The 15,083-nt window shown below is 72.4% G+C and carries 13 protein-coding genes and 2 tRNA genes; 9 read left to right on the top strand and 6 right to left on the bottom strand.

Translation table 11 applies throughout. From position 1 onward, the window contains the following. The first annotated feature begins 19 nt into the window (after window positions 1-19). Together ACMCNK_RS15345 and ACMCNK_RS15340 are read left to right on the top strand one after the other, a co-directional pair. Window positions 20-985: a quinone oxidoreductase family protein gene (locus ACMCNK_RS15345; RefSeq protein ID WP_412737083.1), complete on the top strand. Its 966-nt coding sequence runs from the start codon at window positions 20-22 to the stop codon at window positions 983-985. 106 nt (window positions 986-1,091) lie between these two features. After that, window positions 1,092-4,103, top strand: coding sequence for a BTAD domain-containing putative transcriptional regulator (locus tag ACMCNK_RS15340; RefSeq protein WP_412737082.1), 3,012 nt, complete (start codon window positions 1,092-1,094; stop codon window positions 4,101-4,103). Window positions 4,104-4,109: 6 nt separating this feature from the next. Here ACMCNK_RS15340 and ACMCNK_RS15335 read toward each other — a convergent pair whose 3' ends face one another. Next, complete coding sequence (locus tag ACMCNK_RS15335; RefSeq protein WP_412737081.1) at window positions 4,110-5,108, bottom strand: 3-methyladenine DNA glycosylase; 999 nt, start codon at window positions 5,106-5,108, stop codon at window positions 4,110-4,112. Between the two features lie 121 nt (window positions 5,109-5,229). Here ACMCNK_RS15335 and ACMCNK_RS15330 point away from each other — a divergent pair, with 121 nt between their 5' ends. From ACMCNK_RS15330 to ACMCNK_RS15320, 3 genes are all read left to right on the top strand, one after another. Then, the gene (locus ACMCNK_RS15330) at window positions 5,230-6,033 is read left to right on the top strand and encodes a fumarylacetoacetate hydrolase family protein (RefSeq protein WP_412737080.1); all 804 of its coding nucleotides are present in this window, start codon (window positions 5,230-5,232) and stop codon (window positions 6,031-6,033) included. Window positions 6,034-6,130: 97 nt separating this feature from the next. Then, window positions 6,131-6,202, top strand: a tRNA-Gln gene (locus tag ACMCNK_RS15325). An 87-nt stretch (window positions 6,203-6,289) separates the two neighbouring features. After that, window positions 6,290-6,362: transfer RNA gene (locus ACMCNK_RS15320), tRNA-Glu, on the top strand. A gap of 220 nt (window positions 6,363-6,582) precedes the next feature. Here the strand turns inward: ACMCNK_RS15320 and ACMCNK_RS15315 are convergent. Beyond that, window positions 6,583-7,269, bottom strand: coding sequence for an IclR family transcriptional regulator (locus ACMCNK_RS15315; RefSeq protein WP_130508838.1), 687 nt, complete (start codon window positions 7,267-7,269; stop codon window positions 6,583-6,585). Window positions 7,270-7,318: 49 nt separating this feature from the next. On the opposite strand from ACMCNK_RS15315, the gene leuC reads away from it, so the two are divergent. From leuC to ACMCNK_RS15295, 4 genes are all read left to right on the top strand, one after another. Further along, entirely contained in the window at window positions 7,319-8,761 is a 1,443-nt protein-coding gene (gene leuC / locus ACMCNK_RS15310; RefSeq protein WP_412737079.1) for a 3-isopropylmalate dehydratase large subunit, read from the top strand. 16 nt (window positions 8,762-8,777) lie between these two features. Beyond that, window positions 8,778-9,365, top strand: a complete 588-nt coding sequence (gene leuD, locus ACMCNK_RS15305) for a 3-isopropylmalate dehydratase small subunit (RefSeq protein ID WP_412737078.1) — start codon at window positions 8,778-8,780, stop codon at window positions 9,363-9,365. A gap of 177 nt (window positions 9,366-9,542) precedes the next feature. Further along, window positions 9,543-10,241 carry an HU family DNA-binding protein gene (locus ACMCNK_RS15300; protein WP_412737077.1) on the top strand — a complete coding sequence of 233 codons (699 nt, stop codon included), beginning with the start codon at window positions 9,543-9,545 and terminating at the stop codon, window positions 10,239-10,241. Window positions 10,242-10,346: 105 nt separating this feature from the next. Next, complete coding sequence (locus tag ACMCNK_RS15295; protein WP_412737076.1) at window positions 10,347-10,805, top strand: hypothetical protein; 459 nt, start codon at window positions 10,347-10,349, stop codon at window positions 10,803-10,805. Here ACMCNK_RS15295 and ACMCNK_RS15290 read toward each other — a convergent pair. The 4 genes from ACMCNK_RS15290 to cofC are packed head-to-tail and all read right to left on the bottom strand — an operon-like array spanning window position 10,762 to window position 14,979. Beyond that, the gene (locus ACMCNK_RS15290) at window positions 10,762-11,643 is read right to left on the bottom strand and encodes an NUDIX hydrolase (RefSeq protein WP_412737075.1); all 882 of its coding nucleotides are present in this window, start codon (window positions 11,641-11,643) and stop codon (window positions 10,762-10,764) included. The genes ACMCNK_RS15295 and ACMCNK_RS15290 overlap by 44 nt on opposite strands. After that, window positions 11,644-14,025, bottom strand: coding sequence for an RNA degradosome polyphosphate kinase (locus ACMCNK_RS15285; RefSeq protein ID WP_412737074.1), 2,382 nt, complete (start codon window positions 14,023-14,025; stop codon window positions 11,644-11,646). Between the two features lie 54 nt (window positions 14,026-14,079). Beyond that, on the bottom strand, window positions 14,080-14,277 hold the full coding sequence (locus tag ACMCNK_RS15280) for a cold-shock protein (protein ID WP_412737073.1): 198 nt from the start codon (window positions 14,275-14,277) through the stop codon (window positions 14,080-14,082). A gap of 9 nt (window positions 14,278-14,286) precedes the next feature. After that, a complete protein-coding gene (gene cofC / locus ACMCNK_RS15275) occupies window positions 14,287-14,979 on the bottom strand; it encodes a 2-phospho-L-lactate guanylyltransferase (RefSeq protein WP_412737072.1) in 693 nt (230 codons plus the stop codon). Window positions 14,980-15,083: the final 104 nt, after the last annotated feature.

The raw sequence follows: 15,083 nt of genomic DNA, 5'->3' as shown, positions 1-15,083 counted from the left end.
ACCAGCGAGGAGTACGACCATGCTTGCCGCCCGCTTCGACGAGTACGGACCGGCCGAGGTGCTCGCCGTCCGCGAGGTGCCGACGCCGGTCGCGGCGCCCGGTCAGGTGCTGATCGACGTGACCCATGCCGGGGTGAACTTCGCGGAGGTGATGTTCCGCCGCGGCCAGTTCCCGGTCGGGGTGCCGCATGTGCCCGGCCTGGAGGTGGCCGGCACGGTACGGGCGCTCGGCGACGGCGTCTCGGCCCTGCGCGTCGGTCAGCCCGTTGCGGCGCTCACTCTGGACGGTGGCGGCAACGCCGAGATCGCCGCGGCCCGCGCGGACCTCGTGATCCCTCTTGACGGCGAGCTGGCCGGGCTGGATCCGGCGCTGGCCGCGGCGGCGCCGTGCAGCGTCACCACGGCGTACGGGATCCTCGCCGAGGCCGCCCGCCTGCGTGCCGGGGAGACCGTGGCCGTCTACGCCGCCGCCGGTGGCGTCGGCACCGCGGCCGCCCAGTTCGCCCGGTCCATGGGGGCGGCGCGGGTGGTGGGGGCGGTCGGCAGCGCCGACAAGATCGCCCCGGCCCGGCGGTACGGCTACGACGACGTGACGACGTACGACGAGTTCCCGGAGCTGCTGGCGGACGGCAGCGTCGACGTGCTGCTCGATTCCGTGGGCGGCGCGCCCCGGCAGGCCGTTGCGGGGCTGCTGGCACCGTTCGGGCGGCATGTCGTCTTCGGTGACGCCGCGGCCACGGACTCGACGTATCAGGGCAACGACGTCTGGTTCTCCAGCACCGCGCGGGTCGGGTACAACCTCGGCGGGCTGGCGGGCAGCCGTCCGGACATCCTGCGCCGCCATCTGCGTAAGGCGCTGCGGGCGGTCGCCGACGGGGTGGTCCGGATCGACGTCACCGAGCTGCCGCTGTCCGAGGTGGCCGAGGCGCACCGGCGGCTGGAGTCGCGGTCGTCCGTGGGGAAGTTCGTGCTGCGTACGCGGTGACAGCCGCTGCGTCGTCGATCACACCGGACGGGCTCGGGGGAGGGGCGTTGTTAGGTTCTTGGCTTCCACTGTCATCGGACCCGCGGCGGGAGACGCGCGACCAGCCATGGACGTCACCGCCTCGATTCGTCTGCTCGGCCCGTTGCAGGTGTGCGTGCACGGCACGCCCGTGCAGATCACCGCGGGCAAGCTCCGGGTTCTGCTCGCGGCACTGGCGATGCATCCGGACCGGGCCGTGTCGGTCGGGGAGTTGACCGACTGGCTGTGGGACGGCGCCGACGTCGCCCATCCCCGCGGCGCGGTGCAGACGTACGTGCGCCGCCTGCGCGAAGCGCTGCGCGTCCCGGGCCTCGTGGAGACGACACCGGGCGGGTATCTGTTGCGGCTGAGCGGGGTGCAGCTCGACCTCGTACAGTTCCGGCGCCTGGCCGCGGAGGCCGGCCGCACCGACGACCTGCGGGAGCGGGCCGGGCTGCTGCGCCAGGCGCTGGGCTGGTGGCGCGGCCCGGCCCTGGCGGACATCCCGTCCGGGACGCTGCTGCGGGACGTGGGCCCGGGCCTCGCCGAGGAACGGCTGCGGGTGCTGCAGGCCCGCTTCGACGTCGAGCTGCGGCTCGGACACCACCACGATCTGGTACGCGAGATCCGCACGGCCGCGGTCGACAATCCGCTGCACGAACCGCTGTGGGCACAACTCATGCTGGCGTTGTACCGCTGCGGGCGGCAGGCCGAAGCGCTCGACGTCTACCAGCAGGTTCGCGGGCTGCTCGTCGATCGGCTGGGCACCGAGCCGGGCGAACCGCTGCGCCACCTGCACCAGCGCATCCTCACCGGCGACGCCCGGCTGGCCGAGCCGGTCGCGCACGACTCGGGCCCGGCTGCCGTCCCCGCACAGATCCCGGCGGCCGCGGTCGGGTTCGTCGGGCGCGAGCACGAGCTGCGTACGGCGCTGGCCGTGCTCGCCCCGGATCGGGAACGGACCGTGGTGCCGATCGTGCTGCTGTCCGGCCCGCCGGGTGCGGGCAAGACCTCGCTGGCGGTGCAGGTGGCACACCGGGCCCGGCAGGCGTTCCCGGACGGGCAGTTGTTCGTCGACCTGCGCGGGTTCGACCACGGTCCGGCGCAGGCGCCGACCTCGGTGCTGGCGCAGTTCCTGCGCGCGCTCGGCCTGCCGCACTCCGCCATCCCTCTCGGTCTCGACGAGCAGGTCAACCTCTACCGTTCGCAGCTGGCGGGCAAGCGGATGCTCGTCGTCCTCGACAATGCGGCGGATCAGGACCAGGTCACCCCGTTGCTGCCGGGGGCGCCCGGCTGTGCCGTACTGATCACCAGCCGTCGGCGGCTCGGCGGCCTCGTGGTGTCCAACGGCGCCCGGGTGCTGCAGGTCGGCATGCTGGCACCCGGCGAGTCCCGGCGGCTGGTCGTCGACCTGCTCGCGGCGGCGGATGTCGCCGTGTCGGCGGAGGTTGCCGACGAACTCGCCGAGTTGTGCGCCCATCTGCCGCTGGCGATCAGCATCGCGCTCGCCAAGCTGGTGACCGTGGCCGGTACGGATCCGGTCCGGTATCTGGCCGATCTGCGCGAGGGCAACCGTCTCGCGGCGTTCGCGGTCGACGACGGCGACCCCGGTGCGGTCTCCGCGACGTTCGCGCTGTCCTACGACGCGCTGGAACCGGCCGAACGGCGGGCCTTCCGGCTGCTGAGCCTGGTGCCGGGGCCGGACTTCACCGCCGAGGCGCTGGCGGCGTTGGCCGAGGTGACCGTGGCGCAGGCGCGGCGCCTGCTGGACCGGATCGCCGCCGCCAACCTGGTGCAGCAGCACCGCCCGGGCCGGTTCCAGTTCCACGACCTGCTGCGCCGGTACGCCCGGGAACGGCTCGCCGCCCACGACGACGCGGCGCCCGCCCTGGAACGGCTCGGCCGGTGGTACGCGGCGATGGTCGACGGCGCCGCCGACCAGTTGCACCCGGAGTTCATCCGGCTGACGCTGCCGCCCTCCGGCAGCCCCGAACCGTCCCGTCCGGGCGACCCGCATCAGGCGATGGCATGGCTGCTCGCCGACCGGGCGAACCTGGTCGCCGCGATCGGCCACTTCGCACACTCCGGACCGCGCCGGTTCGCGTGGCTGCTCGCCGACGGGCTGCGCGGCTTCTTCTGGACCGGCAGCTACCGGACCGACTGGCTGGAAACCACGCGGGCGGCGCTGGCCGCCGCGCTGGCGGAGGGCGACGACGACGGTACGGCGGCGATGTACCGAAGCCTCGCGAACCTGCACAACACGCTCGGCGACTACGCCCAGGCGATCGCACACCATCACCAGGCGCTGGCGATCCATCGGCGGCACGGGCGTCTGGAGGAGAGCGCGGCCACGCTCAACAACATCGGTCTCGCGTACCTGAGCCTGGGCCGTATCGCGGAGCTCGAAGCGGTGTGCCGGGAGGCTCTGACGATCGAGGAGCAGCTGGCCTCGCCGCGGTGCCGGGCGACCACGCTGGGCCTGCTCGGCTCGGTGCACTGGTACCGCGGGGAGACATCCGCGGCCCTGGAGGAGTTCGGACGGTCGCTGCGGATCTCCCGTGACCTCGGCATTCACCACATCGAGTCGTACGGCCTGCGCAGCCTCGGGCTCGCCCATCACGCGCTCGGCGAGCTGGACCGGGCGCAGGGCTACTTCCTCGACGCGATCGAGGTGGCCGACCGCATCGAGTCGCCGTACGACCGGAGCATCGCGCTGTACGGGCTCGCCCTCACCCACCGCGACCGTGGCGACCGGGCGGCCGCCCGGGACTGTGCCGAGCGGGCGCTGCGCGACTTCCAGGAGTGCGGCGACCGCACGTACGAGGCGGAGACCATGTGCGTGCTCGCGATGCTGGACGGCGACGAGGGCGACTGGGCGGGCAGCGTCCGGCGGGCGCGGCAGGCGCTGGGGGCGGGTCGCCGGGTCGCGCACGCCGACGGGATCGCCACCGCGCACGCGTGGCTCGCCGTGACGTACCACCGGACCGGGCGGTCCGGCCCGGCGGAGCGGCACGCCGAACGAGCGCGTCAGGTGCTGCGCGACGGCGTCAACCGGGTCACCGAGGGGCGCGTGCGACGGCTGCTCGCCGAGGTTTCCTGAGCGCGGTCAGAGGTTGTGGGGCGCCACGGCCGCGCGGTTCTCCGCGGCCAGATCCGGGCCGAGCAGTTCCTCGCAGACCCGGATCAGCCGGGCGCGTAGCGCGGCGGCCCGGCGGGCGAACTCCCGCTGGCGGGAAACGTACTCGGCCTTGCCCTCCGGCGTCTCGATCTTCACCGGCGGCTGCCCGTACGAACTCAGGTCGTACGGCGAAGCCTGCATGTCGAGCAGCCGGATGTCGGCGGCCAGCGCGAAGCAGTCCAGGGCCAGCGCGCCGGGCACCGCGGGCCCCAGCTTGCCCGCCCACTTGTGGACGTCCATCGCGGCGTGCAGACAGCCGGGCTGGTCCAGGTCGACCTGGGTGGCCCGGGTGGGCTGCAGCCGGTTGAGCCCGACCGCCTCCGGGGTGAAGAACCGGAACGCGTCGAAGTGGGTGCAGCGGATCGGATGCTGCTCGACCACCGCGTCCGTGCCGGCCTGGCCGAGCCGCAGCGGCAGCGGGTGCCGGTGCTCGGGCTGGCGGTAGACCATCGCCCACTCGTGCAGGCCGAAGCAGCCGGTGAAGACCGGCCGGCTCGCCGTCGCCGCGAGCAGCCCGTGGATGTAGCGCACGCTCTCGCCGCGACCGTGCAGGTACGCCGATACGTCCAGCGTGACCACGCCGTCGGGATACGCCCGGTACCACTTCCAGGCGGCGTGCTCGGCGAGCCCGTCCGGCGCGGGCGACAGGCCGGTGCCCACGCCCGGATGCCAGCGGCGCAGCGTCATGGGGCGGGTGCCGTAGTAGTCGTACAGGAAGTCCTCGATGGCGTGTTTCTCGCCGCGGGACCGGCGGGCGCGGTGGCCCGCGGTCATCGCGTCGGCCCGTTCGGCATGGGCCCGGGCCAGCGGGATCCAGGTGGCAGAGGGCAAGGTGGTGGTCAATGCACGCTCGGTCGGCGCCGCGTCACTCGGCGCTGTCTCGCGCAGGGTCCCCTCGTGGAGGGTCCCGCCCTCCTGCGTCCCCATCGCACCAGCGTATCCAGCCTGTCGAGACCACACGATCACCGTCCGGTGCGAACCCGGCCACGCACCGGCCGCGGCGTAGATTCACTTCAGCCGTACCCGCTGATCAGATTGGGGTTCCTCTGTGCGCTTCGCTCGTTTTGTTCATGCCGGTGGGGTGTCGTTCGGCGTCGTGGAGGGCGAGGCGGGTGCGGGGCCCGCGGGCCTGACCGTCGCCGAGATCGACAGCCTTCCGTTCGAGGCGGTGCGCTTCACGGGTCAGCGATGGGCGCTCGCGGACGTCCGGCTGCTCGCGCCGATCTTCTCCAGCAAGGTCGTCGGGGTGGGCCGCAACTACGCCGAGCACGCCGCGGAACACGGCGCGGAGGTGCCCAAGGAGCCGTTGATCTTCATCAAGCCGTCCACCTCGGTGATCGGCCCGAACGACGCGATCCGGCTGCCCCCGCAGTCGCAGCGGGTGGACCACGAGGCCGAGCTGGCGGTGGTGATCGGTGCGACCGGCGCCCGTCGCGTGGACCGGGCCGGCGCCGAGAAGGCGATCTTCGGCTACACGTGCGGCAACGACGTCACCGCACGCGACCTGCAGCGCACCGACCCGCAGTGGACGCGGGCCAAGGGCTTCGACTCGTTCTGCCCGCTGGGCCCGTGGATCGTCACCGACCTGGACGTCAGCGACCTGGAGATCCGCTGCGAGGTGGGTCGCAACCCCGACGAGATGGAGGTACGCCAGATCGGCCGTACCAGCGACATGGTCTTCGACGTGCCGACCCTGGTGTCGTACGTGTCGCACGTCATGACGCTGCTGCCGGGCGACGTGATCCTCACCGGCACCCCGGCCGGGGTGAGCGAGATCGTGTCGGGCGACACCGTCGCGGTGCGGGTGCAGGGCATCGGGGAGCTGTCCAACCCGGTTGTCGCCCTGAGCTGACCGCTGCGGCCTGCGGTAATTCGCGGGACGGGAACCGGATTTGGCGGGCATCATGGCCTCAGGTAGAGTTCTGACCCGGTACGGCAAGCCGTACCAATGGGGTATGGGGTAATTGGCAGCCCGACTGATTCTGGTTCAGTTAGTCTAGGTTCGAGTCCTGGTACCCCAGCGCGACCGCTTCCCGCGAGGGTCGGTGGTGCTGGACTTCTGATAGAGTTCGGCCCGCCGCTCCGAGCAGGAGCGGAAGCAAAGTCCTGGCCCCGTCGTCTAGCGGCCTAGGACGCCGCCCTCTCAAGGCGGTAGCGAGGGTTCGAATCCCTTCGGGGCTACATGCGCTAAAGCCCGCGCCACTTCGGTGGCGCGGGCTTTGCTCTTTTCCGTGTCGGCGCGGGGGCAGACTGGCGGGGTGACCGAGGCCGCGGTGACGCGAGCCCCGGGCCGCTCCCGCAGTCCGGCCCGGGGAAACGCGTCGGCCCGATCGGGGTCGGCAAACGCTCAGGGATTCGGAGAGGCCCGGAGGCCTTCGGACCCTGGGGGCGCCTCGGACGCTCAGAGGCCGGAGAGGCGCTGCCCGGCGCGGACCACGGCCATGGCGTGCCGCTCGCCGGGGCGCCGGCCCAGCCGCTCGATCGGGCCGCTGATCGAGATGCCCGCGATGACCCGGCCGGTCCGGTCCCGGATCGGGGCCGAGACGCTCGCCACGCCGGGCTCGCGCTCGGCGACGCTCTGGGCCCAGCCGCGCCGCCGCACCTCGGCGAGCGTGCGGCCGGTGAACTTGCACCGGGGCAGCAGCGGCATGACCGCCTCGGGCGGTTCCCACGCCAGCAGGATCTGGGCGGCCGACCCGGCGGTCATGGGCAGCACCGAGCCGACCGGCACGGTGTCGCGCAGGCCGCTGGCGCGCTCCGCCGCGGCCACGCAGATGCGCTCGTCGGCGCGGCGCAGATACAGCTGGGCGCTTTCGCCGGTGGCGTCGCGCAGCGCCGCGAGCAGCGGCTCGGCCGCGGTCAGCAGCACGTCGGGGGCGGCGTTGGCCAGCTCGCCCAGCCGGGGCCCGGGACGCCACCTGCCCTGGGTGTCCCGCACCAGCATCCGGTGGATCTCCAACGCCTGTGCCAGCCGGTGCGCGGTGGCCCGGGGCAGCTTGGTCCGGTCGACGAGTTCGGCCAGGCTGGCGCCGTCCACGCAGGCGGCAAGGATGACGACCGCCTTGTCGAGAACGCCGACACCGCTCATACTGTGTCCCACAAGCCGAAACTTACCTCCCAGAATTTAGGATGTCCAGATGGTGGGAGTCACTCAGCCGAGGACCCTGGCCGAAAAGGTCTGGGACGACCACGTCGTGCGCGCAGCCGAGGGTGAGCCCGATCTGCTCTACATCGACCTGCACCTGCTGCACGAGGTGACCAGCCCGCAGGCCTTCGACGGCCTGCGTATGGCCGGGCGCACCGTCCGGCGCACCGATCTCACGCTCGCAACCGAGGACCACAACACCCCGACGGGATACGCGGACCCGTCGTTCAACACCCGCCGCGGCGAACTGTTCACGATCGCGGACACCACCTCGCGTACGCAGATCGAGACGTTGCGCCGCAACTGCGCGGAGTTCGGTGTCGAGATCCGCCCGCTGGGCAACGCCGAGCAGGGCATCGTGCACGTCATCGGCCCGCAGCTCGGTCTCACCCAGCCCGGCATGACGATCGTCTGCGGCGACTCGCACACCGCCACGCACGGCGCGTTCGGCGCGCTGGCGTTCGGCATCGGCACCAGCGAGGTCGAGCACGTGCTCGCCACCCAGACCCTGCCGCAGTCCACACCGAAGACCATGGCCGTCACGGTCGTCGGCGACCTGCATCCCGGCGTCACCGCGAAGGACCTGATCCTGGCGCTGATCGCGCAGGTCGGCACCGGCGGCGGCAACGGCCACATCGTGGAATACCGCGGCGAGGCCATCCGCAAGCTCTCCATGGAGGGCCGGATGACCATCTGCAACATGTCCATCGAGTGGGGCGCCAAGGCCGGGATGATCGCTCCGGACGAGACGACCTTCGCGTACCTCAAAGGCCGCGCCCACGCGCCGCAGGGCGCCGACTGGGACGCAGCGGTCGAGTACTGGCGATCCCTGCCGTCCGACGAGGGCGCCGAGTACGACACCGAGGTGATCCTCGACGCGTCCGCGATCCACCCGTTCGTCACGTGGGGCACCAACCCCGGGCAGGGCACCGCGCTCGACGGCGTCGTCCCGGACCCCGAGGAGTTCGTCGACGAGGTGGAGCGCGGCGCCGCCCGCCGCGCCCTGGAGTACATGGGATTGCAGGCCGGCACCCCGCTCAAGGACGTTCCGGTCGACGTCGTCTTCGTCGGCTCCTGCACCAACGGCCGCATCGAGGACCTGCGGGCCGCGGCCGACGTGCTGCGCGGCCACCAGGTGCACGACGGCGTCCGGATGATGATCGTGCCCGGCTCGTACGCCGTCCGCGAGGCCGCCGAACAGGAGGGGCTGGACAAGGTCTTCCTCGACGCCGGGGCCGAATGGCGCTTCGCCGGCTGCTCGATGTGCCTGGGCATGAACCCGGACACGCTCGACCCCGGCCAGCGCGCCGCCTCCACGTCCAACCGCAACTTCGAGGGCCGGCAGGGCAAGGGTGGCCGCACCCACCTGGTCTCGCCGCAGGTCGCTGCCGCCACCGCCGTGGTCGGCAAGCTGGCCGCCCCGTCCGACCTGTGAGCCGAGGGACCCGATCATGGACAAGTTCACCACCCACACCGGTACGGTCATGCCGCTGCGCCGTTCCGATGTGGACACGGATCAGATCATTCCAGCCGTCTACCTGAAGCGGGTAACCCGGACCGGCTTCGAGGACGGGCTGTTCCGGGCCTGGCGCGACGACCCGGCCTTCGTGCTCAACAACCCGGCCCACACCGGGGCGACGATCCTGGTCGCCGGCCCCAACTTCGGCACCGGCTCCTCCCGCCAGCACGCTGTCTGGGCGCTGCGGGACTGGGGCTTCAAGGTGGTCATCGCCCCCCGCTTCGGCGACATCTTCCGCGGCAACGCCCTCAAGGAGGGCCTGCTGCCGGTCCAGCTGGAGCTGAAGGCGGTCGAGGCGCTGTGGGCGATGGCCGACAGCGAGCCCGCCAAGGAGATCACTGTCGACCTCGGCGCCCGCCAGGTGCGCGTGGACGACGCAGTCTGGTCGTTCCCGATCGACGATTTCAGCCGCTGGCGGCTCCTGGAGGGCCTCGACGACATCGGACTGACCCTTCGCCACTCCGACACGATTACCGCGTACGAGAAGGGGCGGCCGGCTTTCAAGCCGGTCGTGGCGTGAGCCCCATTCTCTAGGCGCAGACACCGTTTTCGCCCCCACCGGCTCCCCGGTGGGGGCGAATTCGTTGCGACACAAGGCGTTTTTTCATGCAGATGTTTGTGTCTGCTGGTCATAGGGCATACCGTGCGCGCAGAATGGCTCGCATCGGGCCAGTTCTCATGTTCGGGAGGGGAAGTCGTGAACAAGGCCGAGCTCATCGAGGCGCTCGCCGCCCGACTGGGGGACCGGAAGTCGGCGACGGCGGCGCTGGATGCGGTCATCTCTGAGGTGCAGAACGCAGTTACCAAGGGCGACCGAGTAGCCATTACGGGGTTCGGCGTCTTCGAAAAACGGGTCCGGAATGCCCGTACCGCGCGTAATCCGCGCACCGGTGAACCGGTGAAGGTGAAGAAGACGTCCGTGCCCGCCTTCAAGCCGGGCACCGGCTTCAAGGACATGGTCGCGAGCGGCAAGGTGGCCAAGGCCGCCGCGGCCGCGAAGAAGACCGCCGCCAAGGCCGCCCCGGCCAAGGCAACCGCCACGCGGTCGACCGCCAAGTCGGCGGCGGCCAAGAAGACCACCGCCAAGGCCACCACGGCCCGCAAGACCGCGGCCGCCAAGACGGCACCGGCCAAGACGGCCAGGACCGCGGCGGCCAAGAAGACCACCACGGCCCGCAAGACCGCCGCTGCCAAGACGGCACCGGCCAAGACGGCCAGGACCGCGGCGGCCAAGAAGACCACCACGGCCCGCAAGACCGCCGCTGCCAAGTCGGCACCGGCCCGGACCACGAAGACCGCCGCGGCGAAGAAGACCACCGCCAAGAAGACCGCGTCGGCGACGGCCCGCACCACCGCGGCCGCCAAGGCCACCACGGCCCGCGCCCGCAAGAGCTGAGCGGGGGCGGCTCCGCCCGCACACCGCAGAAAGGCGTCCACCCGTACGGTGGACGCCTTTTGCGTGTCCGCCCGCCGCCGCAGCCCCGGCACCTACGGTCCGGGCATGAAGCGCAGATCGTCGCGGCCACGAGGGCTGGTCAGCCGCTCAGCGCTCGCCGCGGGCATCTTCGCCGCCGCCGTCATACCCGGCTGGACGCTCGGCAGCCTGGTCGAGGGCTGGACCGGCTGGGGAGTGCTCGACTGGCTGATCACGTGCGGCTGGTCGGGCGTCGCGGTGTACGCCATGGCCCCGCACACCTCGTACCGGCGGCGCGACGCGGTGTTCGGCACCGTGCCGCTGCTCGGGTGGTATCTCGCCAGCGTGCTGTCGTGGCGGGCCGCGCTGCTGCCGTTCCGCGACTGGGAACCCCGCGCGGACGAACTGTGGCGGGCCCGCTGGCTCACCGGCGACCTCGTCGGCTACTGGCGCGCCGATCCGCTGCGCGCGGCACCGCGGCGGGCGGGCGGGCGTACCGGAATCAAAGCCGGGTCAGGCCGATCAGATCCTCGCCCGACCAGGTGAGCACCCAGCCGTCGCCCTTCGGCGTCTTGTAGGGCGCCGGGTCGTCTGCCCCGGCCAGATGGGCCAGCAGCGGCGCGATCAGCTTGCCCTGGGTGCACGCCACGGCCGCCGGCCCGGTCCGCAGCTCCGCCAGGTGGGCGGCCGCGGTCCGTACCCGCTGCGGTGCCTGGGCCTGGTCCGGCGGTTCGGCCAGCGCCGCGTCCAACTCGACGGGCAGGCCCAGCAGATCCGCCAGCGGGCGCAACGTCTGCACGCACCGCTGCGGCGGCGCCGAGACCAACCGGCGCGGCGCGAACGGCGTCACCACCGCCGCCAACGCCTCGGCCTGCCGCAATCCCGCAGGGTCCAGCGGGCGCTGGACGTCCGGGCCCGCCCACGCGCTGCGGTGCCCGGCCCGGGCATGGCGGACCAGCGGCAGCACCGCGGTCACCGGCGGCAGCGCCGCCGCGTGCTCGACCAGGCGCACGTCGGCGGCGTACGTCAACCTCTTCGCCGCCGCCCGCACCGGCAGCCACTCGACCGCGTCCACCTCGGCCGGATCCACGGGCCGCCCCGCGGGCCCGTCGTCCGCGCGCATCAGCCAGAAGTCCACCGTCTTCGGTACGCCGTCCGGCAGCACGTACGAGACGTCGGGCAGGCGCAGCTGGGGGCGGGCATGCACCCCGGTCTCCTCGGCCACCTCCCGTACCGCGGCGACCAGCGGGTGCTCGCCGCCGTGCAACTTGCCCTTGGGCAGGCTCCAATCGTCGAGCCCCGGCCGGTGGACCACGCAGATCTGCATGCCGTCGGGCGACGGCCGCCAGACGATCCCGCCCGCCGCCCGGATCGGTGCGGTCACTCAGCCGGCCTTCCCGGTGACCTGGCGCAGCAGCGCCTCCTGCAGGTGGATCCGGGGCGCACTGGGGGTCGAGGCCCGCCGGTGCCAGACGCCGTCACCGGTCAGCTCCCAGCACTCGGTGTCCTCGCTCATCGCCATCTCCAGGACCGTACGCAGGTCCTGCTGCGCGGACGGCAGCGTGACCCGGACCAGCGCCTCGACCCGGCGGTCCAGGTTGCGGTGCATCAGATCCGCCGAGCCGATCCAGTACTCGGCGTCGTCGCCCGCGCCGAACCGGAACACCCGCGAGTGCTCCAGGAACCGTCCGACGATCGAGCGCACCCGGATACCGTCCGACAGACCCGCGATCCCCGGCCGCAGCGCGCACATGCCGCGGATCACCAGATCGATGCGTACGCCCGCCTGCGACGCGCGGTACAACGCGTCGACGGTCTCCTCGTCCACCAGCGAGTTCACCTTGAACTGCACCAGGGCGTCGCCGCCCGCGCGGGCGATCCGGGCCTGCTCCTCGATCCGCTCGATCAGGCCCGCACGGACGTTGTTCGGGGCGACCAGCAGCCTCCGGTACGTGGTCTGCCGGCTGTATCCGGTGAGCACGTTGAACAGATCCGTGACGTCCGCGCCGACCTCGGGATCGGCCGTGAGCATGCCGAAGTCCTCGTACAGCCGGGCGGTCTTCGGGTGGTAATTGCCGGTGCCGATGTGGCAGTAGCGGCGCAACTGGTTGCCTTCCTGGCGTACCACCAGCGACGTCTTGCAGTGCGTCTTGAGCCCGACCAGGCCGTACACGACGTGGCAGCCGGCCTTCTCCAGCGTGCGCGCCCAGCCGATGTTGGCGACCTCGTCGAACCGGGCCTTCACCTCGACCAGCACGACCACCTGCTTGCCCGCCTCGGCCGCGGCGACCAGTGCGTCGACGATCGGGGAGTCGCCGCTCGTGCGGTACAGCGTCTGCTTGATGGCGAGCACGTGCGGGTCCGCGGCGGCCTGCTCGATGAAGCGCTGCACGCTGGTCGAGAACGAGTGGTACGGGTGGTGCACCAGGATGTCGCACTCGCGCAGCCGGTTGAAGACGCTGCGCGGCACCTCGCCGTCGGCGAGCTGTGGGTGGGTGGCCGGGACGAACGAGCGGTCCTTCAGGTCGTCGCGGTCGCACTCGCCGAACACCTGCCACAGCGCGGACAGATCCAGCAGTCCGGGCACCCGCAGCACGTCCTCGCTCTCCATCTCCAGCTCGCGGGTGAGCAGGTCCAGCACGTGGTCGCTGATGGAGGCGGCCACCTCCAGGCGCACCGGCGGGCCGAAACGGCGTTGCGCCAGCTCGCGTTCCAGCGCCTGCAGCAGGTCCTCGTCGCGGTCCTCGTCGACCTCGACCTCGGCGTTGCGGGTCACCCGGAACAGGTGCCACTCCAGGATCTGCATGCCGGGGAAGAGCTGGTCGAGGTGGACCGCGATGAGCCCCTCGACCGGCAGGAACCGCACGCCCCGGCTGTCGTTCTGGACCGTGACGAAGCGCGGGACGTTGTTGGGCACCTTGACCCGGGCGAACAGCTCCGAGCTGGCGTCCGCCGGGTCGCGCAGGGCCACGGCCAGATTCAGCGAGCGGCTCGAAATGTACGGGAACGGGTGCGCCGGATCGACCGCCAGCGGCGTCAGCACCGGGAACACCTGCTCCCGGAAGTACGTGTGCAGCCGTTCCCGTTCCGGTGCGTCCAGTTCCTCCCAGCCGACCAGCTCGATGCCCTCGGCGGACAGCTTGGGACGGACCTCCTCGCCGAAGCATGCCGCGTGCCGGGTCACCAGGTCGGCGGCCCGCTCATTGATCATCTCCAGTTGGAAGCGGAGCGAGACCCGATCGCCGCCGCGCTTCGGCAGGCCCGCCTTGAGGCGGCGCTTCAGACCCGCCACCCGCACCATGTAGAACTCGTCCAGATTGCTCGCGAAGATGGCCAGGAACTTGGCGCGCTCCAGCAGCGGGGTGCCCGGGTCCTCGGCCAGCGCCAGCACGCGGGCGTTGAAGTCGAGCCAGGACAGCTCCCGGTTGAGGAACCGATCCTCCGGCAGCTCGTCGTCGATGAGCTCGTCCGGTTCGGTCGGCGGGACGGCGATCATGGTGGGCTCCGTCGGTCGCGTGGCGGGAGCGGCCGGCGGCGCTGCCGGTCCGGAGGCGGGGGCGGCCGGCGCTGCCGGTGGGGTGGCGGCTTGCTCCGTCCGTGGTGCGGGTGCGGGGGCATCCTTCCGGCCGGTGGTGACGGGCGCGCCGTCACCGTTCGTCCCCGCGGGTAAGAACCGCCCGTCGGGGCCGCGGTGCCGGGATCCGGAAGCGGTCGCCCGGGCCGATTCGGGCACGATCGTCTGAGGGCCGGCGGGCGGGGTGCTCATTGCTCCATCATTGCCCGATCGTGGTTAATGGGGAATGAACACCGGCGAGTCTGCTCAATCGATTCCCGGCAGTTGGACGCCCGTCACGACGCCCGATGCATCACGCTGCACGGTCAGCCGCTGGCCGAGGCGCAGCAGGCGCAAACCGGAGCGCGCGAACGCCTCCGGCGCAAACGCCAGCTCCGTACCGTCGTCGAGCAGCAACGTGCCCGTGTGAGTCTGTGGATCGAACGTCGCAACCGTGCCCTGCATGCCCGTACGCTACCGGGCCGGGACGCACGGCCCGGCGCAATCCGCCACCTGGCCCAGATCGCGCCACAGCGCGCAGGTGTAGGCGCCGGCGCCCATCGCCAGCACCGCGCGCAGATCGGCGGGGGTGTCCACATCCTGGCGCAGCCCCGGCCAGGCGCCCGCGAGCAGACGTGCCCCCGACGCCGCGTGGGCGTGCGCGGAACCCGGGCCGAACCGCGGCGCCAGCGGCACCCCGGGCGGCGCGGCCAGCAGCACCGTGCCGGTGCCCGCTACGTCCGGCACGAAAGCCCGCCCGTCCCGCCCCGCCGCGTCGTCCGCGGGCGCCCCGGCCGCCGCGTGCAGCGCCGCCGCCAGCTCGTCCGGGCGCAGCGCGGGAAGGTCGCCGGCCAGCACCACCCGCGGCCGCGACAGGCCCACGACGACGTCCGCGCCGTGGCGCATCGCCGGGTTCAGGCCCGCGGCGGGGCCGTCCGGAACCACGCGGGCACCCAGCGCGGCCACCGCGTCGGCCGCGGCCGGGTCGTCCGTCACCACCACCAGCTCCGCCACCGCGGGGGTGTCGCACACCGCGGCCACGGTGTCGCTCAGCATCGCCAGGGCGAGCTCCGCGTGGCGTGCGGGGGCGACCGCGCCGCGCAGCCGGCTCTTGGCCATGCCCAGCCGCTTCACGGGGATCACCGCCGCCCAGCCCGTTCCTGCCACGCTCACATCCTGCCAGCGACGCGGCGGCGTACCCCTGCCTGGCTCCGGCGCCCGGGAACAGGCATGATTTCGTCCCAGGGGTGTGGGACGGCGGCGGGGGTGCG

It is taken from the genome of Krasilnikovia sp. MM14-A1259 (genome assembly GCF_047159535.1).
Taxonomy (GTDB): domain Bacteria; phylum Actinomycetota; class Actinomycetes; order Mycobacteriales; family Micromonosporaceae; genus Actinoplanes.
The sequence above is the reverse complement of the archived record's forward strand: the minus strand, read 5'-3'. Positions and strand labels throughout refer to the sequence as shown.